The organism is Thermomonospora cellulosilytica (assembly GCF_014138835.1).
GTDB lineage: Bacteria > Actinomycetota > Actinomycetes > Streptosporangiales > Streptosporangiaceae > Thermomonospora > Thermomonospora amylolytica.
In genome coordinates this window covers 74,564-98,161 of sequence record NZ_JACJII010000001.1, presented here as the reverse complement: position 1 = coordinate 98,161, position 23,598 = coordinate 74,564, and the positions used below count along the sequence as shown (strand labels likewise).

The 23,598-nt window shown below is 73.3% G+C and carries 24 protein-coding genes; 12 read left to right on the top strand and 12 right to left on the bottom strand.

Annotated elements, in window-relative coordinates:
* The first annotated feature begins 247 nt into the window (after positions 1-247).
* A complete protein-coding gene (locus tag HNR21_RS00450; RefSeq protein ID WP_182703619.1) occupies positions 248-682 on the top strand; it encodes a cupin domain-containing protein in 435 nt (144 codons plus the stop codon).
* A gap of 54 nt (positions 683-736) precedes the next feature.
* On the opposite strand, the gene HNR21_RS00445 is transcribed toward HNR21_RS00450, so the two are convergent.
* From HNR21_RS00445 to HNR21_RS00435, 3 genes are all read right to left on the bottom strand, one after another.
* The gene (locus tag HNR21_RS00445; RefSeq protein ID WP_182703618.1) at positions 737-2,080 is read right to left on the bottom strand and encodes a dicarboxylate/amino acid:cation symporter; all 1,344 of its coding nucleotides are present in this window, start codon (positions 2,078-2,080) and stop codon (positions 737-739) included.
* A gap of 76 nt (positions 2,081-2,156) precedes the next feature.
* On the bottom strand, positions 2,157-2,357 hold the full coding sequence (locus HNR21_RS00440; RefSeq protein ID WP_157995890.1) for a hypothetical protein: 201 nt from the start codon (positions 2,355-2,357) through the stop codon (positions 2,157-2,159).
* Positions 2,350-3,585, bottom strand: coding sequence for a PspC domain-containing protein (locus tag HNR21_RS00435; RefSeq protein ID WP_182703617.1), 1,236 nt, complete (start codon positions 3,583-3,585; stop codon positions 2,350-2,352). Before HNR21_RS00435 ends, HNR21_RS00440 begins: the two co-directional genes overlap by 8 nt.
* 131 nt (positions 3,586-3,716) lie before the next feature.
* On the opposite strand from HNR21_RS00435, the gene HNR21_RS00430 reads away from it, so the two are divergent.
* Both HNR21_RS00430 and HNR21_RS00425 read left to right on the top strand, forming a co-directional pair.
* The gene (locus tag HNR21_RS00430; RefSeq protein ID WP_246441899.1) at positions 3,717-4,922 is read left to right on the top strand and encodes an ATP-binding protein; all 1,206 of its coding nucleotides are present in this window, start codon (positions 3,717-3,719) and stop codon (positions 4,920-4,922) included.
* A complete protein-coding gene (locus HNR21_RS00425) occupies positions 4,919-5,548 on the top strand; it encodes a LuxR C-terminal-related transcriptional regulator (protein WP_119728509.1) in 630 nt (209 codons plus the stop codon). Before HNR21_RS00430 ends, HNR21_RS00425 begins: the two co-directional genes overlap by 4 nt.
* Here HNR21_RS00425 and HNR21_RS00420 read toward each other — a convergent pair.
* On the bottom strand, positions 5,545-6,429 hold the full coding sequence (locus HNR21_RS00420) for a nucleoside hydrolase (RefSeq protein WP_182703616.1): 885 nt from the start codon (positions 6,427-6,429) through the stop codon (positions 5,545-5,547). The genes HNR21_RS00425 and HNR21_RS00420 overlap by 4 nt on opposite strands.
* Positions 6,430-6,527: 98 nt before the next feature.
* Positions 6,528-6,980: an SRPBCC family protein gene (locus HNR21_RS00415; protein ID WP_182703615.1), complete on the bottom strand. Its 453-nt coding sequence runs from the start codon at positions 6,978-6,980 to the stop codon at positions 6,528-6,530.
* Between the two features lie 240 nt (positions 6,981-7,220).
* Here HNR21_RS00415 and HNR21_RS00410 point away from each other — a divergent pair, with 240 nt between their 5' ends.
* A complete protein-coding gene (locus tag HNR21_RS00410) occupies positions 7,221-8,009 on the top strand; it encodes a hypothetical protein (protein WP_220499993.1) in 789 nt (262 codons plus the stop codon).
* A complete protein-coding gene (locus HNR21_RS00405) occupies positions 8,006-8,227 on the top strand; it encodes a hypothetical protein (RefSeq protein ID WP_182703613.1) in 222 nt (73 codons plus the stop codon). Before HNR21_RS00410 ends, HNR21_RS00405 begins: the two co-directional genes overlap by 4 nt.
* Positions 8,228-8,299: 72 nt before the next feature.
* Here HNR21_RS00405 and pcrA read toward each other — a convergent pair whose 3' ends face one another.
* The 4 genes from pcrA to dhaK all read right to left on the bottom strand — a co-directional run bounded on the left by pcrA (position 8,300) and on the right by dhaK (position 12,656).
* Positions 8,300-10,564 carry a DNA helicase PcrA gene (gene pcrA / locus HNR21_RS00400; protein WP_220499992.1) on the bottom strand — a complete coding sequence of 755 codons (2,265 nt, stop codon included), beginning with the start codon at positions 10,562-10,564 and terminating at the stop codon, positions 8,300-8,302.
* A 77-nt stretch (positions 10,565-10,641) separates the two neighbouring features.
* Positions 10,642-11,028, bottom strand: coding sequence for a dihydroxyacetone kinase phosphoryl donor subunit DhaM (gene dhaM, locus HNR21_RS00395; RefSeq protein WP_119728513.1), 387 nt, complete (start codon positions 11,026-11,028; stop codon positions 10,642-10,644).
* Positions 11,029-11,031: 3 nt separating this feature from the next.
* Entirely contained in the window at positions 11,032-11,664 is a 633-nt protein-coding gene (dhaL, locus tag HNR21_RS00390) for a dihydroxyacetone kinase subunit DhaL (RefSeq protein WP_182703612.1), read from the bottom strand.
* Positions 11,661-12,656: a dihydroxyacetone kinase subunit DhaK gene (dhaK, locus tag HNR21_RS00385; protein WP_182703611.1), complete on the bottom strand. Its 996-nt coding sequence runs from the start codon at positions 12,654-12,656 to the stop codon at positions 11,661-11,663. Before dhaK ends, dhaL begins: the two co-directional genes overlap by 4 nt.
* A gap of 55 nt (positions 12,657-12,711) precedes the next feature.
* Here dhaK and HNR21_RS00380 point away from each other — a divergent pair, with 55 nt between their 5' ends.
* Complete coding sequence (locus HNR21_RS00380) at positions 12,712-13,428, top strand: PIG-L deacetylase family protein (RefSeq protein WP_233359162.1); 717 nt, start codon at positions 12,712-12,714, stop codon at positions 13,426-13,428.
* A 59-nt stretch (positions 13,429-13,487) separates the two neighbouring features.
* Positions 13,488-14,255, top strand: coding sequence for a sulfite exporter TauE/SafE family protein (locus tag HNR21_RS00375; RefSeq protein WP_182703610.1), 768 nt, complete (start codon positions 13,488-13,490; stop codon positions 14,253-14,255).
* Positions 14,256-14,279: 24 nt separating this feature from the next.
* Here HNR21_RS00375 and HNR21_RS00370 read toward each other — a convergent pair whose 3' ends face one another.
* Positions 14,280-15,680: a glycoside hydrolase family 15 protein gene (locus HNR21_RS00370; protein ID WP_182703609.1), complete on the bottom strand. Its 1,401-nt coding sequence runs from the start codon at positions 15,678-15,680 to the stop codon at positions 14,280-14,282.
* Between the two features lie 332 nt (positions 15,681-16,012).
* On the opposite strand from HNR21_RS00370, the gene sucC reads away from it, so the two are divergent.
* Positions 16,013-17,203 (top strand): ADP-forming succinate--CoA ligase subunit beta, encoded by a 1,191-nt coding sequence (sucC, locus tag HNR21_RS00365; RefSeq protein ID WP_182703608.1) that lies wholly within the window; start codon positions 16,013-16,015, stop codon positions 17,201-17,203.
* A 2-nt stretch (positions 17,204-17,205) separates the two neighbouring features.
* The gene (gene sucD, locus HNR21_RS00360; RefSeq protein ID WP_119728519.1) at positions 17,206-18,093 is read left to right on the top strand and encodes a succinate--CoA ligase subunit alpha; all 888 of its coding nucleotides are present in this window, start codon (positions 17,206-17,208) and stop codon (positions 18,091-18,093) included.
* A gap of 54 nt (positions 18,094-18,147) precedes the next feature.
* Here sucD and HNR21_RS00355 read toward each other — a convergent pair whose 3' ends face one another.
* Entirely contained in the window at positions 18,148-18,657 is a 510-nt protein-coding gene (locus HNR21_RS00355) for a hypothetical protein (RefSeq protein ID WP_182703607.1), read from the bottom strand.
* A 158-nt stretch (positions 18,658-18,815) separates the two neighbouring features.
* On the opposite strand from HNR21_RS00355, the gene HNR21_RS00350 reads away from it, so the two are divergent.
* Positions 18,816-20,594, top strand: coding sequence for a cell division protein PerM (locus HNR21_RS00350; RefSeq protein ID WP_312880752.1), 1,779 nt, complete (start codon positions 18,816-18,818; stop codon positions 20,592-20,594).
* A 44-nt stretch (positions 20,595-20,638) separates the two neighbouring features.
* On the opposite strand, the gene HNR21_RS00345 is transcribed toward HNR21_RS00350, so the two are convergent.
* Positions 20,639-21,106 carry a hypothetical protein gene (locus tag HNR21_RS00345; RefSeq protein ID WP_182703606.1) on the bottom strand — a complete coding sequence of 156 codons (468 nt, stop codon included), beginning with the start codon at positions 21,104-21,106 and terminating at the stop codon, positions 20,639-20,641.
* A gap of 127 nt (positions 21,107-21,233) precedes the next feature.
* Here HNR21_RS00345 and purN point away from each other — a divergent pair, with 127 nt between their 5' ends.
* Entirely contained in the window at positions 21,234-21,887 is a 654-nt protein-coding gene (purN, locus tag HNR21_RS00340; protein WP_182703605.1) for a phosphoribosylglycinamide formyltransferase, read from the top strand.
* 31 nt (positions 21,888-21,918) lie between these two features.
* On the top strand, positions 21,919-23,475 hold the full coding sequence (purH, locus tag HNR21_RS00335; protein ID WP_182703604.1) for a bifunctional phosphoribosylaminoimidazolecarboxamide formyltransferase/IMP cyclohydrolase: 1,557 nt from the start codon (positions 21,919-21,921) through the stop codon (positions 23,473-23,475).
* Positions 23,476-23,598 lie beyond the last annotated feature (123 nt).

The window sequence follows — 23,598 nt, the reverse complement described above, 5'->3', positions numbered from 1 at the left end:
CCGGCACCGCCGTGACCGGCGGGTTAATACCGGTCGACCCGATCGACTTGACAACGGTGCGTGACTGCATGTCTCCTGTTGGGCATGTCGGCGCGTGCCAGCCTTCGCAGCCACCGGGGTCGGACCCCCGTGGCCGCCGCGCCGTGTCTCTGTTGTTGTCGCTGATCCCGGCCTTCGCAACGACCGACCGATCACGCGCCCGTGCCGATGAGGGCGCGCACGACGACGACAGAGCAAGGATCTCCCGGTGAACCTCGACACCATTCCCGACATCACGATGCGCGGGCAGGACGACCCGCACGGCCTCGTCACCGCCGCCACGCCCACGGTCGGCCAGCTCGCCGCCCGCATCCGCGAGCTGGCGGGCCGTCCCGACACCTGGTGGCATCTGGTGCGGCTCGACCCCGCCCGGCCCGACCGGGTGGTGCTGGAGGACGGCGGCGTACGGGTGTGGCTGACCACCTGGCCGCCCGGGCACCGCACCGACGTGCACGACCACGGCGGCACCCAGGTCAGCACCGTGATCGCCGGGGAGCTGACCGAGATCGTCATCGCCGCCGACGGCGTCACCGAACGGCCGCTGCGCGCCAACCGGATCCGCGTGCACGGCGGCGGCCGCACCCACGAGATCACCAACCCCGGCCCCGCCTACGCCATCACCCTGCACGCCCAGATCGACTGACCGGCCGCGACGCGGAGCGGGCGGGCGTGTCCCGCCGCCCGCCCCGCACGCCGGTCAGCCCTTGGTGAGCTGCGGCTCCTCCGCCGGGGTCCGCTGCGCCGGGGTCTCCTCCGCCCGGGTCTCGTCGGGCGGGGCGGCGGTGATGTCGACCGGCGGTCGGTCGAACACCTCCTTGTCCAGCAGCCCCTCGGAACGGGCCACCAGCACCGGCACCGCGAGCTGACCGGCCACGTTCACGGTGGTGCGGGCCATGTCGATGACCCGGTCCACGGCGATCAGGTATCCGATCGCCTCCAGCGGCAGGCCCACCGTGGTCAGCGTGAGCGTCAGCGCCACCAGCGCCGGGCCGGGGGTGCCGCCGATGCCGAGCTGGCCGATCACCGCCGCCACCGCGATCAGCGCGAAGTCGGTCCAGCCCAGCCCGATCCCGGTGTACTGGGACACGAAAAGCGCCGCCACCGCCGGGTAGATCGCGCCGCAGCCGTCGAACTTGACCGTCGCGCCCAGCGGCTGGGCGAACGCGGTGTACTCCGGCTGCACGCCGTTGCGCTCGATCGAGACCCGCTGCGAGATCGGCAGGGTGGCCAGCGAGGACGCCGACACGAACGCGAACTGCAGCGCGGGCCAGGCGTTGCGCAGGAACTTCACCGGCGACACCCGGGCGAAGGCCGCCAGCAGCAGCGGGTAGCCCGCCAGCAGCATCACCGCCGCGGCCAGGTAGATCGCGCCGGTGAACTTGGCCAGCGGCGCCAGCGACCCGGGACCATACGTGGCCACCACCGAGGCGATCAGGAAGAACGACCCGATCGGCGCCAGGCGCACCACCCACCACACCAGCTTCTGGGAGACCAGGTACAGCTCGTCGAAGAGGTCGGTCAGCCGCCGCCCGCGTTCGCCGAGCGTCACCAGCGCCGCCCCGAACAGGCCGGCGAAGAACACCACGCCGAGGACGTTGCCCTCGGCCATCGCCTGCACCGGGTTGCCGGGGACCAGGTTGCCCAGCACCTGGGTCCAGGTGACCTCCTCGGTCTCGGCCTTCTCCGCCGGCAGGTCGCCGACCCCCTCGCCGGGCCGCACCAGCAGCCCGACGACCAGGCCGATGGCCACCGCCACGGTGGAGGTGACGACGAACCAGACGACGGTCCTGCCGGCCAGCCGGGCGACGCCGCCGACATGGCGCAGCCGTCCGAGGCTGACCACGATCGCGCTGAACACCAGCGGCAGCACGACCAGCTTGAGCAGGTTGACGTAGACGCCGCCGAAGGGGTCCAGCCAGTTCTCGGCGACGGACTCCGAACCGAAGTTGTGGATCAGGGCGCCGACTGCGGTGCCGAGCGCCAGCGCGAGCAGGATCTGCTGCCAGAACGGGAGAGCGGCGAGTCTGCGGAAGATGCGCACGGGAGCCTCCTGTGGGGTGTGCACCCTTCCGGAGATTCCCATATATCAAGTAGGAAATTCAAGGTCAGTGTCCGGGTCAGGGCTCCCGGCGGCGGCCCCGGCTGGCCACGTGCACGATGCCCACCACGCCCAGGCCGATCAGCGTGGCCGCGGCCAGCACCGCCAGCGGCGGCCCGGCCTCGGGCGCGGTCGTACGGGCCCAGAACACCGCGGCGACGGCCAGGAAGAACAGGCCCGCCACCGCATGACCCGGATCGAACCTGCGCCGTCTAGCCACGCCGCACCTCCACGTCGGCGACCCGGGCCCGGATCCGCAGCTCGATCACCGGCGGGTCGGCGACGGCGCGCACCGGCTCCAGCACGGTCACGGCCTTGGCGCCGGGGCCTCCGCTGATCCGCCCGTCCACGGTCAGGTCCCCGAACAGCGTCTCCCCGTTCACCTCCACCCGCGCGCCGTCCGGCACGATCACCTTCAGCGACCCGGCGAGGACCACGGCCTCCACCGGGATCCGCCGGCCCGGGGCCAGCGGGAGCGAGGTCAGGTCGAGCCGCCCGCTGCCCACCGCCAGCCGGTACGTCTGCCCGGCGCCGGTGGCGTCGACGGGCCGCCACTGCACGTCCCCGTACCGGGTGCCGCCGGGGGCCTCCGCCACCGCGGTCGAGGTCAGCAGGCTCAGCGTCAGCAGGGTCCCGGTGGTCGCCAGCCCGCGCGGCCGCCCGGCCCACCCGCCGACCAGCAGGCCCAGCCCGACCACCGCGAGCGCGGCGGCCAGCATCATGTTCGCGCCGTACGCGCCGCCGGGGTCCTGGGCGTTCACCACCGGGATCATGGCCGCCGCCGCGGCCGCCGCGCCGAGCAGCGTCACGGTGGTGAGCCTGGACTTCGGCCCGCACCCGTGCGGTCTCCCCGGCTTCTCCGGCTTCCCGGCGGGAGGGGATTCCGGCGGCGGGGTCCCGCGTCGCCGCTCGCCGAGCAGGGCCAGGTCCACCATGCCCTCGGGGAGCGGCTCCTGCCGGCCCGGCGCCGGGGCGGGCTTGGCGAGGTCGACGGCCGGGGGCTCCGGCTCGAGCGGGTGGCCCTGGAGGCGTTCGGGCAGGGTGCGGGCGATCTCGGCGAAGTCCACCTTCCGGGCGTGCGCCACCAGCACGACCAGCGCGAACACCGTCACCTCGGCCAGCGCGTTCCCGGAGAACCCGTGGCCGATCGCCGTGACCAGCGTGAGCAGCGCCAGCAGCCCGCCGAGGATCACCAGGGCGCCGCCGGCGTCGTAGCGCCGCCGCAGCATCTGCTCGATCGGCGCGGTCCGCCGCTGGTCGGACGGCATGAGCAGCGCCGCCACGACGTACAGCACGATGCCCTGCCCGCCCGCCAGGGTCAGCACCGCGAACGCCACCCGCAGCACGACCGGGTCGACCCCGACGTGAGCGCCCAGGCCCGCGCACACCCCGGCGATGATCCGGCCCTCCCCGGGCCGCGCCAGCCGGACGTACCGCTCCTGCGTCATGCCACCATCCTCGTGCCGGGAGCCCGCCCCCCGGTATCCGGGACCACCCTGAGCCGACCCTGAGCCCGGCCGGTCGAGATCAGGGGACCGCCCCGGTGCGGCCCGGTCCCCGTTCGTGTGACGATCGAGGCATGACCACCACGATGGCCGAGCAGGCCACCGGCGACGACGCCGCGGCCGGCCCCCGGCTGGAACGCGGTGACCGGCGGCTGCTCGGCGGGGTCTGCCGCGGCCTGGCCGACCATCTCGGGCTGGACGTGGTGATCGTCCGGCTGGCGTTCGTCCTGCTGATGGGGGCCGGCGGGCTGGGCGTGGGCGCGTACGCGGCGTTCTGGGCGCTGGTCCCCGAACGCGAGGGCGCCGCCGCCGGGTCCCGCCGCGACTGGGTGCAGCTGCCGGCCTACGCGGCGCTGGCCGCCGGGGTCTGTGTGATCTCGTGGAGCAGCGGGCTGGCGCAGGCCGCGCTGTGGCCGCTGCTGCTCGGCGGGATCGGCGTCGCCATCCTGTGGCAGCAGGCCGAACGCGAGCAGCGGCAGCGCTGGGTGCGGCACACCACCGTCCCGCTGCGCCGGCTGTGGCTGCGCAGCCTGCTCGGGCTGGCCCTGGTGATCGGCGGCATCGCCGGGTTCCTGGTGCAGAACGTGCAGGCCGACCAGATCCGCGAGGTGCTGATCGCCACCGCCGTGATCGCCAGCGGCCTGGCCGTGATCGCCACCCCGTGGGTGGTGCGGCTGTGGCAGGACCTGGACGCCGAACGCAGCGAGCGGATCCGTTCCCAGGAGCGCGCCGAGCTGGCCGCCCACATCCACGACTCGGTGCTGCACACCCTCACCCTGATCCAGCGCAACGCCCACGACCCCCGCGAGGTGCAGCGGCTGGCCCGCTCCCAGGAGCGCACCCTGCGGAACTGGCTCTACCAGCCGGAGGATCGTCCCGACCAGACGTTCGCGGCGGCCGTCCGGGAGACGGCCGGGGAGGTGGAGGACGACCACGGCGTCCCGATCGAGGTCGTGTGCGTGGGGGACTGCCCGCTCGACCCCCGCCTGGGCGCGACCCTGCAGGCCGCCCGCGAGGCCATGGTGAACGCCGCCAAGTACTCCGGGGCCCCGTCGGTGTCGGTGTACGCCGAGGTCGAGGGCGACGACGTGGCGGTGTTCGTGCGCGACCGGGGCAAGGGGTTCGACATGGACGCCGTACCGCAGGACAGGATGGGCGTACGGGGCTCCATCATCGGGCGCATGGAGCGCAACGGCGGCAGGGCCACCGTGCGCACCGCGCCCGGCGAGGGCACCGAGGTCCGCCTGGAGATCACGAGGAATGCGAGCCGCCAGAGATGACGACAGTGGTGCTGGTCGACGACCACCAGATGTTCCGGACCGGGGTCAAGGCCGAGCTCGGCGACGGCATCGAGATCGTCGGCGAGGCCGGGGACGTCGACGAGGCGATCCGGGTGATCACCGCCACCCGGCCCGACGTGGTCCTGCTGGACGTGCACCTGCCGGGCGGCGGCGGCATCGAGGTGCTGCGCCGCCTGCACGGCAACGTCCCGTCCCGCTTCCTGGCCCTGTCGGTGTCGGACGCCGCCGAGGACGTGATCGGGGTGGTGCGCGGCGGGGCCCGCGGCTACGTCACCAAGACCATCTCCGGCCCCGAGCTGACCGACGCGATCGGGCGGGTGGCCGAGGGCGACGCGGTGTTCTCGCCGCGGCTGGCGGGCTTCGTGCTGGACGCGTTCGCCGCCACCGGCGCCCCCTCGGTGGATCCCGAGCTGGACCAGCTCACCCAGCGGGAACGGGAGGTGCTGCGGCTGATCGCCCGCGGCTACGCCTACAAGGAGATCGCCAAGGAGCTGTTCATCTCCGTCAAGACCGTGGAGACCCACGTGTCCAGCGTCCTGCGCAAGCTCCAGCTGTCCAACCGCCACGAGCTGTCCCGCTGGGCCGCCGCCCGCCGCCTGGTCTAGAGGGGCCCGCCGGCGAACGTGTCCAGCAGCCGTGCCCGGTCCAGGGAGACGGTGATGAACGTGCCGGATCCCGGGGCGGGCACGGCACCCCAGGCCAGGCCGTCCTGCACCATCTCCACCTCGGCCCACCCGCAGACGCCCGGGTCGATCGCCGCGCAGGCCGCCGTGGGGTCGTGTAGCAGCTTGCCCGCACGGCGTTTGCGCAGGTAAAGCTCCATGCCCTGGTGGACGAGGGCCAGCCCGGCGTTCCGGTCGCGGTGGGGGCGCAGCCGTTCGTGCAGGTCGCGGTCGTAGCGGACGCCGTGGGTGACGTTCTTGGACACCAGTTCCCGGCGGCCGATCCCCGAGGCGGGGTCCAATGCCAGCCGCGCCGCCGTGCGTTCGCCGTTGAAGTTGAACGTCGGGCAGTGCGTCAGGCCCTCGAACTTGGCCAGCCGATGCTCGGGCCGGACCAGGTTGTCCCCCGCGAACCCGCCCTGCGCCACCCACCGGGCCGGCCTGACCCCCGGCCGCCTCTCGATCAGCCGCCGCAGGTTGTGCAGCGGCCCTCCGGTCAGCAGCACGGCCTGCGGATGGCGGATGATCGTCTCGGCCATCACCTCGTCGGGCGTCCCGTCGGCCTCCGCGGGCGGCGGCGTGCCCAGCCACTTGTAGTGGAACCCCGACACGTGATCCTTGCCGGTCCCCGGATCCTCCGCCCCGATCGGGACGTCCGGGCGTCCCAGCCGCCGCAGCACATGCCGCACCAGCGCGATCTGCGCGGGCGCGCCCGGCGTCACCGTCACCGCCCGCAGCCGCACCGCCGGATGCGTCGCCACCAGGCACAACGTCAGAACGTCATCCGGATCCTGGGTCTCCAGATCGAAGATCAGCTCGACCAAGACACGACCTCACCCCGGGCGGGGGGCGGTGGCGGTGGACGTCTGTGGGCCGTCCTTCGTGCCCTCATGATCGCATGACCCCGGGCGATCACCGGACGTCAGGACGAATGGGCCGGGCACCCCGCACGGCAGTCCTCGGCGTGGGCCGCCAGGTTCCGGGCGAACCGCGACAGCACCCGGGTCAGCACCACCCGCATCAGCGGCCCCGTCCCCGGCACCCGCGGCGCGAACCGCGCCCGCCACCGCACGGTCGTCCCGCCGCCCTCCCGGGGCTCGAACGTCACGTCCGCCCGGTAGTCGTCCACGGGCAGGCCCGCCAGCATCCGGTACGCGAAGTGCCGGGGCGGGTCGTACACCACGGTCTCCTCCCGCGCCGGCCCCATCCGCCGCACGGACCCCACGCCGTCACCGATCCCGACCCCCGGCCGTTCCCGCACCGCCCTGGCCGGCAACCCGCTCCACACCGACCAGGCCCCGGCCACCGCCAGATGCCGGAACAACACCTCGGCCGAGGCTCCAGAGGTCACCATCACATCCACCGCGTACCGCATCGACCCTCCCAACGTCGCCTCCACAGCGTGGCGACCCACCCTCCGCCGATCAACCCCATCCGCGAAATGTCGATATCGTCCAATTTTGCAACGATCGGTCGTGGCATTTTCGAGCCATTCCGCTCGAACTCCTGCGTATGCGTTCATGTCCCTATATCGTTCACGTCCATGACTCCAACTCGTGACCACGAGATACCTATCGAGTTGTTCCGGGAACGCCCCGCCCTGGCGGCCGAGTTAATGACGGAGGTGCTGTCCGTCCCGGTCCCCGACTTCGACGCCGCCTCGACCGTGTCGGACACCCTGACCCAGCACACCGTCACCGAGTTCTTCGCCGACCTGGTGATCACCTTCCGCGCGGAGGGCCGCCCGGTGATGTCGGTCATCGTCGAGGTACAGCAGGACCCCAAGGACGGCAAACGCTGGTCCTGGCCCGTCTACCTGGCCACCGTCCGCAAACGCGAGCGCTGCCCGGCCGCCCTCCTGGTCGTCTGCCCCAGCCGCACCGTCGCCGCCTGGGCCGCCCAGCCCATCGACTGCGGCCCCGGCTGGGGCGTCACCCCGCTGGCCGTCGCCCCGGACATGGTCCCCCCGATCACCGACCCCGCCCGCGCCGCCCGTACCCCCGAACTCGCCGTCCTGTCCGCCCTCGGACATGCCGACGACCCCGGCCGGGAACAGATCTTCCACGCCATGCTCAAGGGCATCGACACCCTCGAGCCCGAGCAGGCCGCCCTGTACTTTGACTATCTGATGCAGAAGCTCTCCGCAGCCGCCCGGCAGGAACTGGAGGCGCTGGTGTTGACCAAGCCCTACGAGTACAAGAGCGACTTCGCCCGCCGCATGGAGGCCAGGGGTGAGGCCAGGGGTCTGCTGATGGTGCTGGAGGTGCGGGGTGTCGAAGTGACCGATGCGGCTCGGCAGCGGATCACCGGGTGCACCGATCCCGAGCAGCTCGACAGGTGGATGCGGCGTGCTCTGACCGTCACCTCCGTTGAGGAGGTCTTCGCCGAGGACTCGCCTGCATGACGTCTTCCGTCAGCAGGTACAAGAGCGACTTCGCCCGCCGGTTCATGGCCGTAGGCAAGGTCGAGGATCTGCTGATGGTGCTGGAGGCGCGGGGCATCGAGGTGACCGATGCGGCTCGGCAGCGGATCACCGAGTGCACCGATCCCGAACAGCTCGACAGGTGGACGCTGCGCGCTCTGACCGTCACCTCCGTTGAGGAGGTCTTCGCCGATCGTTGAGGTGGTGGACCGCCGGGCGGAGAACGGGTCCCTCGGGGGAAGCCGGGGGACCCGTTGTCGCGGGGGATCGGGTCAGAGTTTTTCCAGGGGGGCGTAGCGCAGGATGAGGCGCTTGACGCCGTACTCGCCGCCGAAGTCGATGCTGGCGGCGGACTTCTCCCCGGCTCCGTCCACCGAGATGACCGTGCCCAGGCCGAACGTGTCGTGGGTGACCTTGTCGCCGGGGGACAGGGACGGGACGGGGCGGTTGCCGGCGGGGCGGGCCGCGGGGCGGGCCGCCATCGAGGCCAGGGACGGGGCGGACACGGCGGTGGCGGCCTCGCGCTCCCAGTGGACCAGGTGGGCGGGGACCTCGGCCAGGAAGCGGGACTGCGGGTTCATCTGCGGCGCGCCCCACGAGCTGCGCATGGTGGCGCGGGTCAGGTAGAGGCGCTGCCGGGCGCGGGTGATGCCCACGTAGGCCAGGCGGCGCTCCTCCTCCAGCTCCTTCGGGTTGCTCATGGCCCGCAGGTGGGGGAAGACCCCGTCCTCCATGCCGGTCAGGAACACCACCGGGAACTCCAGGCCCTTGGCGGTGTGCAGGGTCATCAGGGTGACCACGCCCTGCTCGTCCTCGGGGGCGCGCTCGCCCGGCGGGACGGGGGCGCCCTTGGCGCCGGGGATGGAGTCGGCGTCGGCGACCAGCGCGATCTGCTCCAGGAAGTCCACCAGCCGGCCCTGCGCGGACTCCTCCTCCAGCCGGTCCTCGAACTCGCGGGCGACGGCCGCCAGCTCGCGCAGGTTCTCCACCCGGGTCTCGTCCTGCGGGTCGCGGGAGTTCTCCAGCTCGGCCAGGTAGCCGGTCCGCGTCAGCACGGCCTCGATCAGCTCGGCGGGCGTCGCCGTCTCCGCCGTGGCCCGCAGCTCGTCCAGCAGCGCGACGAACTCGGCGACCGCCTTGATCGAACGGGTCGCCATCCCCGGCACCCGCTCGGGGACCCGCAGCGCCTCCCAGAAGGTGATCCGCTCCCGCGCCGCGTACGCCTCCACGCACGCCTCGGCGCGGTCGCCGATGCCGCGCTTGGGCACGTTCAGGATCCGGCGCAGCGACACCGTGTCGGCCGGGTTGGCCAGCACCCGCAGGTACGCCAGCAGGTCCCGGACCTCCTTGCGCTCGTAGAAGCGCACCCCGCCGACCACCTTGTACGGCAGCCCGACCCGGATGAACACCTCTTCGAAGACACGCGACTGCGCGTTGGTCCGGTAGAACACCGCCACGTCGCCGGGCCGGGCGTCGCCGGCGTCGCACAGCCGGTCCACCTCGGCGGCCACGAACGCGGCCTCGTCGTGCTCGTTGTCGGCCACATAGCCGACGACCTTGTGGCCCTCGCCCTGGTCGGACCACAGTCGCTTGGGCTTGCGGTCGGCGTTGCGCTCGATCACCGCGTTGGCCGCCGACAGGATCGTCTGGGTGGAGCGGTAGTTCTGCTCCAGCAGGATCGTGGTGGCCTCGGGATAGTCGCGCTCGAACTCCAGGATGTTGCGGATCGTCGCGCCCCGGAACGCGTAGATCGACTGGTCGGCGTCGCCCACCACGCACAGCTCGGCCGGCCCCAGGTCCTCGCCGGGGGAGGCGGTGAGCTGGCGGACCAGCTCGTACTGGGCGTGGTTGGTGTCCTGGTACTCGTCCACCAGCACGTGCCGGAACCGCCGCCGGTAGTGCTCGGCCGCCTCCGGGAACGCCTGCAGCAGGTTGACCGTCGTCATGATCAGGTCGTCGAAGTCCATCGCGCCGGCCTGCTGCAGCCGCGCCTGGTACATCTCGTACGCCTCGGCGAGCGTCTGCTCCATGTGGGTGGACGCCCGCGCCTTGAACGTCTCGTAGTCGATCAGCTCGTTCTTGAGATTGCTGACCTGCGCCGAGAACGACTTGGGCGGGTACCGCTTGGGGTCCAGGTCCAGCTCCCGGCACACCAGCGCCATCAGCCGCTGCGCGTCGGCCTGGTCGTAGATCGAGAAGCCCGAGGGGAAGCCGAGCCTCTTGGCCTCCCGCCGCAGGATCCGCACGCAGGCGGAGTGGAACGTCATCACCCACATCGCCGCCGAGCGGGGGCCGACGAGCTGCTGCACCCGCTCCTTCATCTCCCCGGCGGCCTTGTTGGTGAACGTGATCGCCAGGATCTGGCCGGGATGCACGTTCCGCTCGGCCAGCAGGTGGGCGATCCGGTGGGTCAGGACGCGGGTCTTCCCCGAACCGGCGCCCGCCACGATCAGCAGGGGGCCGCCGGAGTGCACCACGGCGGCGCGCTGCTGCGGGTTCAGGCCGTCGAGCAGGGGGTGCGGGGCATCAGTGGACATCACCCGCGAGTTTACGGCGCTCCGCCGACACCGAGGTCCGGTTCGCGTCCCCCGGGGCGGCGGAGCGCCGCTCCGGATCAGGACTTGCGGACCTCGTACGCGCTCTGCGCGGCGGCCACCACGGCGTCCAGATCGGCGCCGGCGGCGGCCATGGACGCGGCGGCGACGGCGCCCTCCACCAGGGGGGCGTCGGCCAGGACCGCGGTCGTGTCGGCCTCCTCCACGAACAGGCGGGAGATGAGGACCGCGCTGCCGATGTCGGCGAGCAGCACCACCCCGGCCCCGTCGTCGACGGTGCGGACGGCGCTGTCCACCAGGTCGAAGCTGGTGCCCAGCCCGCCGTCGACGTCGCCGCCGGCCGCCTGGACCCGGACCCTGTGCATGCCGATCTCGCGGGCCAGCTCGGCGACGCCCTCGGCCAGCCGCCGGCTGTGGGAGACCACCACGAGCCCGACCTTGCCCACCGGTCAGCCCTCCCCGCCGGTCACGTCCGCCAGCGCGCGGAGGATCAGCGCGGTGGAGGCCGCGCCCGGGTCCAGGTGCCCGACGCTGCGCGGGCCGAGATAGCTGGCGCGGCCCTTGCGCGCCTGCATCGGCACGGTGGCCTGCGCGCCCTCCTCGGCGGCCGCGGCGGCGGCCCTGGCCGCCCCGGCCAGGTCCGCCCCCTCGTGCCGGGCGGCGTCGAAGGCGGCGACCGCCCTGGCGAGCGCGTCCACCATGGTCTTGTCGCCCTCCTCGGCCTTGCCCAGGTCCTGCACCCCGGCCAGCGCCTCGCGCAGCGCCGCGCCCAGCCAGCGGGCGTCGATCTCGTCGACCTTCAGCGCCTTGCCGGCCCGGCGCAGCGCCATCCCGTACAGGGCGCCGGACGCGCCGCCGGTCTTGGACACCAGCGTCCGCCCGGCGGTGGTCAGCACCTGCTGCGGGGAGGCGTCGGCGGGCAGTTCGTCGAGGACGTCGACCGCCGCGGCCAGCCCGCGGGCCAGGTTGTGGCCGTGGTCGCCGTCGCCGATCGCCGCGTCCAGTTCGGTGAGCCGTTCCGCGTCGGCCGCCACCAGCTCGGCGGCCCGCCTGATCCAGGCGGTCAGGTCGGCGGCGTTCATCGGCCCCACCGCAGCGCCGGGGTCTGCACGGGCGCGTCCCACAGCCGGGTCAGCTCGGGGGTCAGCCGGCACACCGACACCATCACCCCGGCCATCTCCAGGCTGGTCACGTAGGCGCCGACCAGCGATCGCGCCACGGTGGCGCCGTGGTCGGCCAGCCACGCCGACGCCGCCCCGAACGCCACGTACTGCTCCATCAGCGGCGTCCCCCCCATGCCGTTCACCATGACGAGCACCTGTTCGCCGCGCAGCGGCACGTCCGCGTCGATCGCCTCCAGCGCCGCCGTCACGATCTCGGTGGCGGTCCCCGCCCTGACCCGTTCGCGGCCGGGCTCGCCGTGGATGCCGATGCCCAGCTCCATCTCGTTCTCGCCCAGCTCGAACGTCGGGCGCCCGGCGGCCGGGACCGTGCACGGCGACAGCGCCACCCCGAACGACCGGGTCCGCTCGTTCACCTCCCGGGCGACCGCCGCGACCGCGTCCAGGTCCGCGCCCTCCTCGGCCAGCGCTCCGGCGATCTTCTCCACGAACAGCGTGCCGCCGGTGCCGCGCCGTCCCGCGGTGTAGGTGCTGTCCTGCACCGCCACGTCGTCGTCGACGATCACGGTGGCCACCTCGACGTCCTCGTCCTCGGCCAGCTCGGCGGCCATCTGGAAGTTCAGCACGTCGCCGGTGTAGTTCTTCACCACGTGCAGCACCCCGGCCCCGCCGTCGACCGCCGTGGTGGCGGCCGTGATCTGGTCCGGGACGGGTGAGGTGAACACCTCGCCGGGGCAGGCGGCGTCGAGCATCCCGGGCCCGACGAATCCGACGTGCAGGGGCTCGTGCCCGGAGCCGCCGCCCGACACCAGCCCGACCTTGCCGGACCGCGGCGCGTCCCGCCGCACCACGATCCCGGCGTCGGGGTCCACCCGCAGGTCGGGGTGGGCCGCGGCCAGGCCGCGCAGCGCGTCGGCGACCACCTCGGCGGGGTCGTTGATGAGTTTGCGCATGGTTCGCTTGTACCCCCTCATCGGTCCGGCCGCCTAGGGTGAAGCCGTGACGGCTGTGATCGACGATAGGGACATCGAGCGGGCGCTGGTGGTGATGGCGCATCCCGACGACGTCGACTTCGGTGCGGCGGGAACGATCGCGGGCTGGACCGACCGGGGCATCCGGGTGACGTATCTGATGGTCACCGACGGGGACGCGGGCGGTTTCGACGACGGGATCACCCGGGAGCGGATGGCCGAGCTGCGCCGCGAGGAGCAGCGCGCGGCGGCCGGGGCGGTCGGCGTGACGGACGTGCGGTTCCTGGGCTACCCGGACGGCCGGGTGGAGGCGACGCTGGAGCTGCGGCGCGACATCGCCCGGGTGATCCGGCAGGTGCGGCCGGACCGGGTGCTGATGCCGAGCCCGGAACGCAACTACGAGCGGATCCACCCCAGTCACCCCGACCACCGTGCGGTGGGCTCGGCCGCCCTGGACGCGGTCTATCCGGACGCCCGCAACCCGTACGCGTTCCCCGAGCTGCGGGAGGAGGGGCTGGACGCCTGGACGGTCCGGGAGGTGTGGCTGACCGGCGGGCCGGCCAACAACCACTACGTCGACGTGACCGAGGCGTTCCCCCGCAAGGTCGCGGCGCTGCGGGCGCACGCCAGCCAGGTCGCGCACATGGACGACCTGGAGGGGATGCTGCGCGGCTGGCTCGTCTTCAACGCCCGGGCCGCCGGGCTTTCCGAGGGCCGTCTGGCGGAGGGGTTCCAGGTCGTGGCGACCGCGTGAGCCTCCGATAGGGTCAGGGGTCATAGCCATTTGACTCCTTACCCCCCGGGAGTGCCGCCGTGGAGCCGGAACAGCTCGTGTTGTTGCTGATGGCGGCGCTCGCCGCAGGCTGGGTGGACGCCGTGGTGGGCGGCGGCGGGCTGATCCAGCTCCCGGCGCTCATGGTGTTCAATCCCGGCCAGCCGGTGGCCGCGGCGCTGGCCACCAACAAGCTCGCCTCCATCGCCGGAACGTCCTCGGCCGCCTACGCCTACCTGCGCAGGACCAAGCCCGACCTGGACGTCGCCGGGCCCGCCGGGGCGATCGCGGTGGCCTCGGCGGCGGGCGGCGCGGCCTGCGCGGCGGTGATCTCCTCGGACGTGCTGCGGCCGGTGATCATGGTGGTGCTGCTGGGCGTGGCCGCGCTGGTGGTGCTGCGTCCCGACCTCGGCCGGGTGCCCAGGCCGGTGCTGCGGACCCGGCGGCGGACGGCGGCGGCGGTGCTGGTGCCCGGGGTGCTGATCGCCTTCTACGACGGCCTGGTCGGCCCGGGCACCGGAACGTTCCTGGTGATGGCGTTCACCGGGCTGCTGGGCGCGGACTTCGTCCGGGCCTCGGCCAACTCCAAGATCATCAACACCGGCACCAACCTGGGCGCCCTGATCGTCTTCGCCCTGCAGGGTCACGTCCTGTGGGCCCTCGGCCTGGCCATGGCCGTCTGCAACATCGCCGGCGCCCAGCTCGGCGCCCACATGGCCATCAAGCGCGGCGCCGGCTTCGTCCGCGCCGTCCTGCTGTGCGTCGTCACCGCCCTGGTCCTCAAACTCGCCCACGACCAGTTCGCCTGACCGCCGCCCGCCCATGCGGGCAGGTCAGGCGGGCGGGATCGGGAGGGGGCCGGCCAGGGCCGACAGGGTGAGCAGGACGGTCGAGGCGGTCCAGCCCAGGGGCGCCACCGCCGCCGGGCGGCCCCGGGCGTCGACCTTCTCCGGGAGGACGCCCAGCTCGGTGCTGTGCTCGGCCAGCCAGTCCAGCCTGGTCAGGGCGTCCTCGACCCGGCCGGAGGAGGCGGCGTTCAGCGCGAACAGCGCCATCTCCGGGGTCCACGCCACGTCCGGGTTGCCGCTCCACTTCTCGCCCGGCAGCACCCCGCCGTTCGGCAGCCGCAGCCGGTCGGCCGCCCTCAGCACCGCCGCCGTCACCCCCGCGTCGGGTTGCGCGAACGGCGGGCCCAGGAACGTGACCGACGTGTCCATCAGCCCGTTCTCGACGGGGGAGCGCGGATAGCCGTACGGGGCGTACGTGCGGGACACCGCCGCCGCCAGCCGGTCCGCGGCCCGCCGCCAGCGGATCGCCTCGGCCCGCCACCCGGACCGCACCGCCAGGTCGGCCGCCGCGCGCAGGCCGGTCAGCACCGGGGCGGCCACCCCCAGCGTGGGCCGCCGCGGGTCCTCCTCCTTGCCGGGGTCGCGTTCGAAGTAGTCCGGGGACGGCGGCGGCAGGCCCTCGGCGTCCAGCGAGCCCGCCAGATGGTCGGCCGCGCGGCGCACCATCGTCCACAGCTCCGGCAGCTCCGCCCCGTCGCCCGTGTCGTGCACGCGGAAGAACCAGCTCGCCCACAGCACCCAGCCCAGCGAGTCCAGTTGCGGCTCGCGGCCGTCGGCGACCGGGCTCCCGTCCGGTTCGTAGCGCGCCGCCCACTGCCCCGACTCGGTCTGCACCCGGGCCAGGAACCGCAGCACCCGGCGGGCCTCCTCCGGATGGCCCGACACCGTGAACGCCGCCGCCGCGAACGCCGCGTCACGGGGCCACACGTAGTTCCACTGCCGGTACCAGGAGGCGGTCGTGGCGCCGTTCGGCCGGGTCAGCAGCCGCAGGTCCAGCAGCGCCCGCACCGCCATGTCGCGGTACACGGTGTCGCCGCCCGGCACCCGGCTGCGCGCCAGCCACGCCCGGTCGCCGCGCACCGAGTCGGCCACCCGCGGGTCGTCGGCCGGCACGGTGATCGCCTGCCGGCCGCCCATCGGGATCAGCCGGATCCGCCCGTCCGCCAGCCGCACCACCGAGCTGTCCGGCAGGTACGCCGCGCCCGCCGCCTCGGCCGCGTCCATCGGCTCGTGCGCGAACGGCCAGCCGCCCCCGCCGACCAGCCCGGGGCTGGTCCACTCCGGCCGCCGCTGGTCCGGCAGCGTGGAACCGCAGGTGGCGGCGATCAGCGCCACCAGGGACAGGGCGATGGCACGCCGTACCTTCCTGGCCCCCGGACCCGTCACCGTCGACCCGCCTCCCACACCGTCATGGACGAAAGCGGCTTATCGGTACATTCAACACCCCGTTCGGCAACCTGCCCGCCATCCGGTCTTTACCCGCCTCCGAACCGGGCCTACCGGGCGGGAGGGCATGATCCGCACGCCGGGCGGACCCGCTTTCGCGATCACTGACCGGCGTTTTATAGGCTGCACGACCGGAGCTGACCGCTCTGGTCGCCGTGCGCACAGCCCGCCCCGCAACCCGCCGCGCTCTGTGCGGGCGATCGCCGGAGCGGTCGACGAAGGGCATGCCCACCCGGCATGCGAACCATCGATCCGTAAAGGGACGGACCCTCGTGGACCTGTTCGAACATCAGGCGAAGGAGCTCTTCGCCGAGTACGGGGTACCGGTGCCCACCGGCAAGGTGGCCCACACGCCCCAGGAGGCGCGGGCGATCGCGGAGGAGCTGTTCTCCGCGGGGAGCAAGAAGGTCGTCGTCAAGGCCCAGGTCAAGACCGGTGGCCGCGGCAAGGCCGGCGGTGTGAAGCTCGCGGACACCGCCGACGAGGCCCAGGCGCTGGCCGAGCAGATCCTCGGCATGGACATCAAGGGCCACACGGTCCACAAGGTGCTGGTCGAGGCCGGCAGCGCCATCGCGCAGGAGTACTACTTCTCGTTCCTGCTCGACCGCGCCAACCGGACCTTCCTGTCCATCTGCTCGGCCGAGGGCGGCATGGACATCGAGGAGGTCGCCGCCACCAACCCCGACGCCGTGGCCAAGGTCCCGGTGTCGCCGCTGACCGGGGTCGACCGGGCCAAGGCCCGCGAGATCGCGCAGGCCGGCCGGCTGCCCGCCGAGGCGCTGGAGGGCGCCGCCGAGCTGATCGAGCGGCTGTGGGCGGTGTTCACCGACGAGGACGCCACCCTGGTCGAGGTCAACCCGATGATCCTCACCACCGACGGCGAGGTGTGGGCGCTGGACGGCAAGGTCACCCTCGACGACAACGCCTCGTTCCGGCAGGCCGAGCACGCGGCGCTGGCCGACGAGAAGACCACCGACCCGCTCGAGGCCCGGGCCAAGGAGAAGGACCTCAACTACGTCAAGCTGGACGGCTCGGTCGGCATCATCGGCAACGGCGCCGGCCTGGTCATGTCCACCCTGGACGTGGTGGCGTACGCGGGCGAGGAGTTCGGCGGGCAGAAGCCGGCCAACTTCCTGGACATCGGCGGCGGCGCCTCCGCCGAGGTGATGGCCAACGGCCTGGAGATCGTGCTGTCCGACCCCTCGGTCAAGAGCGTGTTCGTCAACGTCTTCGGGGGCATCACCGCCTGCGACGCGGTCGCCAACGGCATCGTGTCGGCCTACAAACTGCTGGCCGAGCGGGGCGAGAGCGTGGACCGGCCGTTGGTGGTCCGGCTGGACGGCAACAACGCCGAACTGGGCCGGCGGATCCTCGACGAGGCCGGGCTGACCGGAGTCGAGCGGGTGGACACTATGGACGAGGCGGCCAAGCGGGCCGCCCAGCTCGCCGCGGCAGGTGCGTGAACATGGCTATCTGGCTGACTGAGAACAGCAAGGTCATCGTCCAGGGGATGACCGGCTCCGAGGGCTCCAAGCACACCGCGCGGATGCTGCGGGCCGGCACCAACGTGGTCGGTGGCGTCAACGCCCGCAAGGCCGGGCAGAGCGTCGACTTCGACGGCAAATCCCTGCCGGTGTTCGGCACCGTCGCCGAGGCGATGGCCGAGACGGGCGCCGACACCTCGGTGGTGTTCGTGCCGCCGAAGTTCACCAAGGACGCCGTGATCGAGGCCATCGACGCCGCCATCGGGCTGTGCGTGGTCATCACCGAGGGCATCCCGGTGCACGACACCGCGCAGTTCTGGGCGCACGCGGTCGCCAAGGGCAACGTGACCCGCATCATCGGGCCCAACTGCCCCGGCATCGCCTCGCCCGGCAAGTCCAACGCCGGCATCATCCCGGCCGACATCACCACCCCCGGCCGGATCGGGCTGGTGTCCAAGTCGGGCACGCTGACCTACCAGATGATGTACGAGCTGCGCGACATCGGCTTCTCCACCTGCGTCGGCATCGGCGGCGACCCGGTCATCGGGACCACCCACATCGACGCCCTGCAGGCGTTCGAGGAGGACCCCGAGACCGACGCGATCGTGATGATCGGCGAGATCGGCGGGGACGCCGAGGAGCGCGCCGCGGCCTACATCGAGCAGCACGTCACCAAGCCGGTGGTCGGCTACGTCGCCGGGTTCACCGCGCCCGAGGGCAAGACCATGGGCCACGCCGGGGCGATCGTGTCGGGCTCGTCCGGCACCGCCGAGGCCAAGAAGGAGGCCCTGGAGAAGGTCGGCGTCCGGGTCGGCAAGACCCCCAGCGAGACCGCCCGCCTGATGCGGGAGATCATGAAGAACCGCTGACCGGTTCCCGCGTGACGGGCCGCCCCTGGTGCGCCGGGGCGGCCCGTTCGCGTTCTAGAACGCCGAGACCGCCAGCCCGGCGAAGGTGATCAGCAGGCACAGGCCGCACAGCGCCGCGATGACGTAGAACGAGCCGACCCCCAGGGGCTTGCGCCGCAACCACGCCACCACCGCCCACGGGATCGGCACCAGGATCGCCACCCCCAGCATCGGCAGCGCCAGCGACATCAGCCTGCCCTGCCAGGTGGTGGGGTACGCCCGGTCGCCCTCCGGGCTCAACCGGGCGGCGAACTCGTCTCCCGCGTCGGAGTCCGACGGCATGTCCACGTGCCGGACGTCCTGGGGAGCGTCGTCGGGAACGAAGACACCGTCGCAGTCGACGCTGTCCCCCTCGTAGTCCAGCTCCACGCATCCGGTGACGGTGGCGTACCCGGGCGTCCCCGTCAGCCCGAACGCCAGCCGCACGTTGTCGATCTCGAACAGGATGGGGAGTGCGGCCACCCCCAGGAACATCGCGACGATCAGGACCATCTGGAGAGGGGTGGTCCTCTTGGTTCTGGACATGCGGGCGTCTCCCGGGTCAGGGGAGCCCCGTCCAAGTATGCGGCGTCATCCGCCTCGCGGAGGCGGGAAATCACCCGTTGTCCGGCGGTCGGGCCGAAGGGCGACACGCCGGGCGCCCGAGCCCGCGCCGGATGCGCCGGGCTGCCAGCATGGGGGCCGTGTCGGACGAGAAGCCAGGACAGCGAGCACCCCGCAGGCGACCGGACCCCGCCGGGCGGGCGGGCGGCGGCGCCCAGGGGGGCGCCCAGGGGAAGGCGGAGCCGCCACGTCCTCCCCGTCCGGCCCGGCCCGAGGAGCGCGGCGCGGCGTCGCGCCCGCTGGCGGTGGCCGGGCTGGTGGCCGCCGCCTGGTGCGTGGGCATCGGGCTGGCCGTGCTGGTCACCATCACCCTCGTCGGCTGGATCGCCGCCCCCCGCACCGCGCTCGGCCCCGGGCTGCCCGGGGTGTTCCGGACCGCGGTGAACTTCTGGCTGGTCGCGCACCACGCCGGGTTCTCCCTGCCGGGCGGGCGGGTGGGGCTGCTGCCGCTGGGCCTGATGGTGCTGCCGGGCGCGCTGCTGTACCGCGGCGGGGCCTGGATGATGCGGGCCTCCCGGACGGCCCGCCGCTCCCGGGCGGGCGTGGTGCACGTGGCGCTGGCCCTGGCCGTCCCGTACGCGGTGCTGGCGGCGCTGCTGGCGCTGGCCGCCGCCACCCCCGCGGTGCGGCCGTCGGCCTGGCAGGCGCTGACCGCGTGCCTGCTGCTGGCCCTGGTCGCCGGCGGGCTGGGGGCCGCCCGCGCCCTGGTCGCCTCCCGCGGCAGGCGGGTCCGCTCCGGGCTGGGCGCGCTGCTGCGCCTGCTGCCGGAACGGCCCCGTTCCCTGGTCATCGGGGTGCTCGGGGCGCTGGGCGTGCTGCTGGCCACCGGGGCGGTGCTGGTCGCCGCGTCGCTGGCGATGAACATGTCCGAGTCCACCGCCCTGTACGAGGAGCTTGCCCCGGGCGTCGTCGGCGGCGCCCTGCTGCTCCTGGTCGAGCTGGTCTACCTGCCGAACGCGGTGATCTGGGGCCTGGCCTACGCGGTCGGCACCGGCTTCGCCGTGGGAACGGGCACCCGCGTCTCCCCGACCGGCGTGCTGCTGGAGGTCGTCCCGTCGTTCCCGCCGCTGGCCGCCCTCCCCGACCCCGGCCCGGCCCCGGCGGTCTCCCTGGTGTCCCTGGCCGCCCCGTTCCTGGCCGGAGTGGTCGCCGGAACCCTCACCATCCGCACCCTGCCCACCTCCTCCGCCGAGGCCGCCCCCCTGTGGGGCTTCGCCTCCGGTGCCCTCACCGGCTGCGCCACCGCCGTCCTGGCCGCCCTCTCCGGCGGCCCCCTGGGCGGCGGCCGTCTCACCGCCATGGGCCCGTCCCCCTGGCGCGTGGGCCTGATGGCCGCCCTCGAGGTCGGCATCGCCGCCGCCCTCACCGCCTGGCTCTACAACTGGCTCATTCTCCGCCGCACCCCCGAAGGCGCCACCCCCACGCCCCCGAGCCAGCGCCGCAAGAAGAAGCCCGCACCCCCCAAGGCCCCCAAGCCCGCAAAGCCGGCCAAGCGCGCCAAGCGCGCCAAGCGCACCGGCTCGGCCAAGCCCGCGGAGCCCCCCGCCCCTCCGGCCGCTCCCCGAACGCCCGACTCCCCGCCCCGCCCGCGCATCACCCCCGTGCTCGCCGACCCGCTCGAGTTCGAGGAGGCCGAACCCGTCCTGGCCGCCCGCAAGCCCCGCCGCCCCCGCGTCCGCGACCAGCAGGACGAGCCCCCCACGACCCCCGACCCGGACCCGGAACCCGTCCCCGAAGAGGAGGAGCCCCCGCCCCCCGAGCCGCCGAAGCACAAGGAAAAGCCCCGCGACGAGCCCGAACGAATCGAGACCCGAGGCGGGGCCATCTACGTCCTCCGCGACGACTCACCCGAGGACTAGGCCGTGTCCGGCGAGTCGTGACGGCCGCGCCGGAGGCGCGACAATCAGTACGCGAGCATTTCCTCGTTGAGGGTGCCCGAGGGGAGGCCGAACTTCTTCTCCACGTCGCGGGCCAGGCGTTCGCGGCACCCGCGCTCCTCCTGGATGGTGTTGGCCGCGTTCTGGCACTGGCTGTAGCGGGTGATCTCCTCGTGCAGGTACAGCTGGGTGCCGACGATCATCACGAACAGGACCGTCACGATCGCGCCGACCACCACCCCGGCCAGCGAGCCCGGCGCCGGCGGCCGGCCGGCCCGCCGGGCGGCGCGGCGCGTCCGGACGCCCAGCACGACGGCGGCGATCGCCGGGATCACGGCGAAGACGGTCGCCACCGGGATCAACATCATCAGCACGGCGGCCAGGGCCAGCCACATGGCCCGCCGCCCGTTGCGCTCGATGTCCTGGGGGGCTCCCGGGGGGGTGCCCGGGCCCTTCGGCTCCGGTCCGGTGCCTGGCCCCGGCTCGATGCTCACTGATCCTCCTGCCTGTGGTGTCGCCTCCGGGCCTGCTCGGGCGGCCCGATAGGCTTTCAGCTGCCGGTGTCCAGCCGTTCCGGTCCGCCATGCGGTCGTCGGCCGCTCGTCCCGATAAGGAGTCGCGGTGTCCGCCCGGCTTGTCGTCCTTGTCTCCGGCGCGGGGACCAACCTACAGGCGCTGCTCGAAGCGTGCGCAGATCCAGCCTACGGTGCGCAGGTGGTGGCCGTGGGCGCCGACAGGCACGGCATCGCGGGCCTGGAACGCGCCGAGCGGGCCGGGGTGCCCACGTTCGTGGTCCGCGTCCCCGACTTCCCCAGCCGCAAGGAGTGGGACGCGGCGCTGGCCGAGCGGGTCGCCGCGTACGAGCCGGACCTGGTGGTCTCGGCCGGGTTCATGAAGATCCTGGGCCCGGCGTTCCTGGAGCGGTTCGGCGGGCGCATCGTCAACACCCATCCGGCGCTGCTGCCGGCGTTCCCGGGGGCGCACGCGGTCCGCGACGCCCTGGCGTACGGGGTCAAGGTCACCGGCTGTACGGTGCACTTCGTCGACGAGGGCGTGGACACCGGCCCGGTGATCGCCCAGGAGGCGGTGCCGGTCCGGTGGCACGACGACGAGGACGCCCTGCACGAACGGATCAAGCAGGTGGAACGCCGCCTGCTGGTCGAGGTGGTGGGCCGGCTGGCCCGGGACGGCTGGACCGCCCGCGGGCGCCGGGTGTCCCTGAAATGCCGCACCTGCAACGACGCCGGTTCGGCCGCGCGGTCCGACGACGACTGAACCTTTTCCGACGAGCGAGGGGAGCTCGGCCGTGAGTCGAGTGGCGATCAGGCGCGCGCTGATCAGCGTGTACGACAAGACCGGGCTGGCGGAGCTGGCCCGCGGCCTGCACGAGGCGGGGGTGGAGATCGTCTCCACCGGGTCCACCGCGGCCCGGATCGCCGACGCCGGGGTGCCGGTGCTGAAGGTGGAGAAGCTGACCGGCTTCCCCGAGTGCCTGGACGGCCGGGTCAAGACCCTGCACCCGCGGGTGCACGCCGGGCTGCTGGCCGACCGGCGCAAGGACGGCCACCGGCAGCAGCTCGAGGACCTGGACATCGAGCCCTTCGACCTGGTCGTGGTCAACCTGTACCCGTTCGCCGAGACCGTCGCCTCCGGGGCGTCCCCGGACGAGTGCGTCGAGCAGATCGACATCGGCGGGCCGACCATGGTGCGCGCCGCCGCCAAGAACCACCCGAGCGTCGCCGTCGTCGTCGACCCGGCCGCCTACGGCCGGGTGCTGGAGGCGGCCCGCGCGGGCGGCTTCACCCTGGAGGAGCGCCGCCGGCTGGCCGCGCGGGCGTTCGCGCACACCGCCGCCTACGACGTGGCGGTGGCGTCCTGGTTCGCGAGCTCGTACGCCCCCGACGAGACCGCCGAGTCCGGTCAGTGGCCGGACTTCCTGGGCGGCACCTGGGAGCGCAAGGCCGTGCTGCGGTACGGCGAGAACCCGCACCAGCGCGCCGCCCTCTACACCGACGGCAAGGGCGGGCTGGCCGGGGCCGAGCAGCTGCACGGCAAGGAGATGTCGTACAACAACTACGTCGACGCCGACGCGGCGCGGCGGGCCGCCTACGACTTCGCCGAGCCGTGCGTGGCGATCATCAAGCACGCCAACCCGTGCGGGATTGCGATCGGCGCCGACGTGGCCGAGGCGCACCGCAGGGCCCACGAGTGCGACCCGGTGTCGGCGTTCGGCGGGGTGATCGCGGTCAACCGCCCGGTGGACGTCACCATGGCCGAGCAGGTCGCCGAGATCTTCACCGAGGTCGTGGTGGCCCCGGACTTCGAGCCCGCGGCGCTGGAGATCCTCACCCGCAAGAAGAACATCCGGCTGCTGCGCTGCCCCGAGGGCCCGGCGGGCGAGGTGGAGTTCCGCCGGATCGACGGCGGGGTGCTGCTGCAGAGCGTCGACCGGATCGACGCCGCGGGGGACGACCCGGCCACCTGGACCCTGGCCACCGGCGAGCCCGTCGACGAGGCGACCCTGCGCGACCTGGCGTTCGCCTGGCGGGCCTGCCGCTCGGTCAAGTCGAACGCGATCCTGCTGGCCTCCGGCGGCGCCACCGTGGGCGTCGGCATGGGCCAGGTCAACCGTGTCGACTCCGCCCGCCTGGCGGTCCAGCGCGCCGGCGACCGCGCGGCCGGCTCGGTGGCCGCCTCCGACGCCTTCTTCCCGTTCCCCGACGGCCCCGAGGTGCTGGCCGCCGCGGGCGTCCGCGCCATCGTCCAGCCGGGCGGCTCGGTCCGTGACGAGGAGGTCGTCGAGGCCATGGCCAAGGCGGGCGTCACCATGTACTTCACCGGAGTGCGGCACTTCTTCCACTGATCCCCCGCATGCCGTGCCCGCTCGTCGTGCGAGCGGGCACGGCAGCCCGATTTGGGAGATCTTGAGAGGTTTTTACCGGAGCGCTGGTAGCCTCATGGCTCGATCAGCGCCCGTGACCCTCTC

Coding starts and splice junctions, on each gene's coding strand:
- HNR21_RS00435 (WP_182703617.1), bottom strand. CDS start 3,585: ATGACGCAGGAGCGGTACGTCCGGCTGGCGCGGCCCGGGGAGGGCCGG.
- HNR21_RS00430 (WP_246441899.1), top strand. CDS start 3,717: ATGACCACCACGATGGCCGAGCAGGCCACCGGCGACGACGCCGCGGCC.
- HNR21_RS00425 (WP_119728509.1), top strand. CDS start 4,919: ATGACGACAGTGGTGCTGGTCGACGACCACCAGATGTTCCGGACCGGG.
- HNR21_RS00415 (WP_182703615.1), bottom strand. CDS start 6,980: ATGCGGTACGCGGTGGATGTGATGGTGACCTCTGGAGCCTCGGCCGAG.
- HNR21_RS00410 (WP_220499993.1), top strand. CDS start 7,221: ATGACGGAGGTGCTGTCCGTCCCGGTCCCCGACTTCGACGCCGCCTCG.
- HNR21_RS00405 (WP_182703613.1), top strand. CDS start 8,006: ATGACGTCTTCCGTCAGCAGGTACAAGAGCGACTTCGCCCGCCGGTTC.
- pcrA (WP_220499992.1), bottom strand. CDS start 10,564: ATGTCCACTGATGCCCCGCACCCCCTGCTCGACGGCCTGAACCCGCAG.
- dhaL (WP_182703612.1), bottom strand. CDS start 11,664: ATGAACGCCGCCGACCTGACCGCCTGGATCAGGCGGGCCGCCGAGCTG.
- dhaK (WP_182703611.1), bottom strand. CDS start 12,656: ATGCGCAAACTCATCAACGACCCCGCCGAGGTGGTCGCCGACGCGCTG.
- sucD (WP_119728519.1), top strand. CDS start 17,206: ATGGCTATCTGGCTGACTGAGAACAGCAAGGTCATCGTCCAGGGGATG.
- HNR21_RS00355 (WP_182703607.1), bottom strand. CDS start 18,657: ATGTCCAGAACCAAGAGGACCACCCCTCTCCAGATGGTCCTGATCGTC.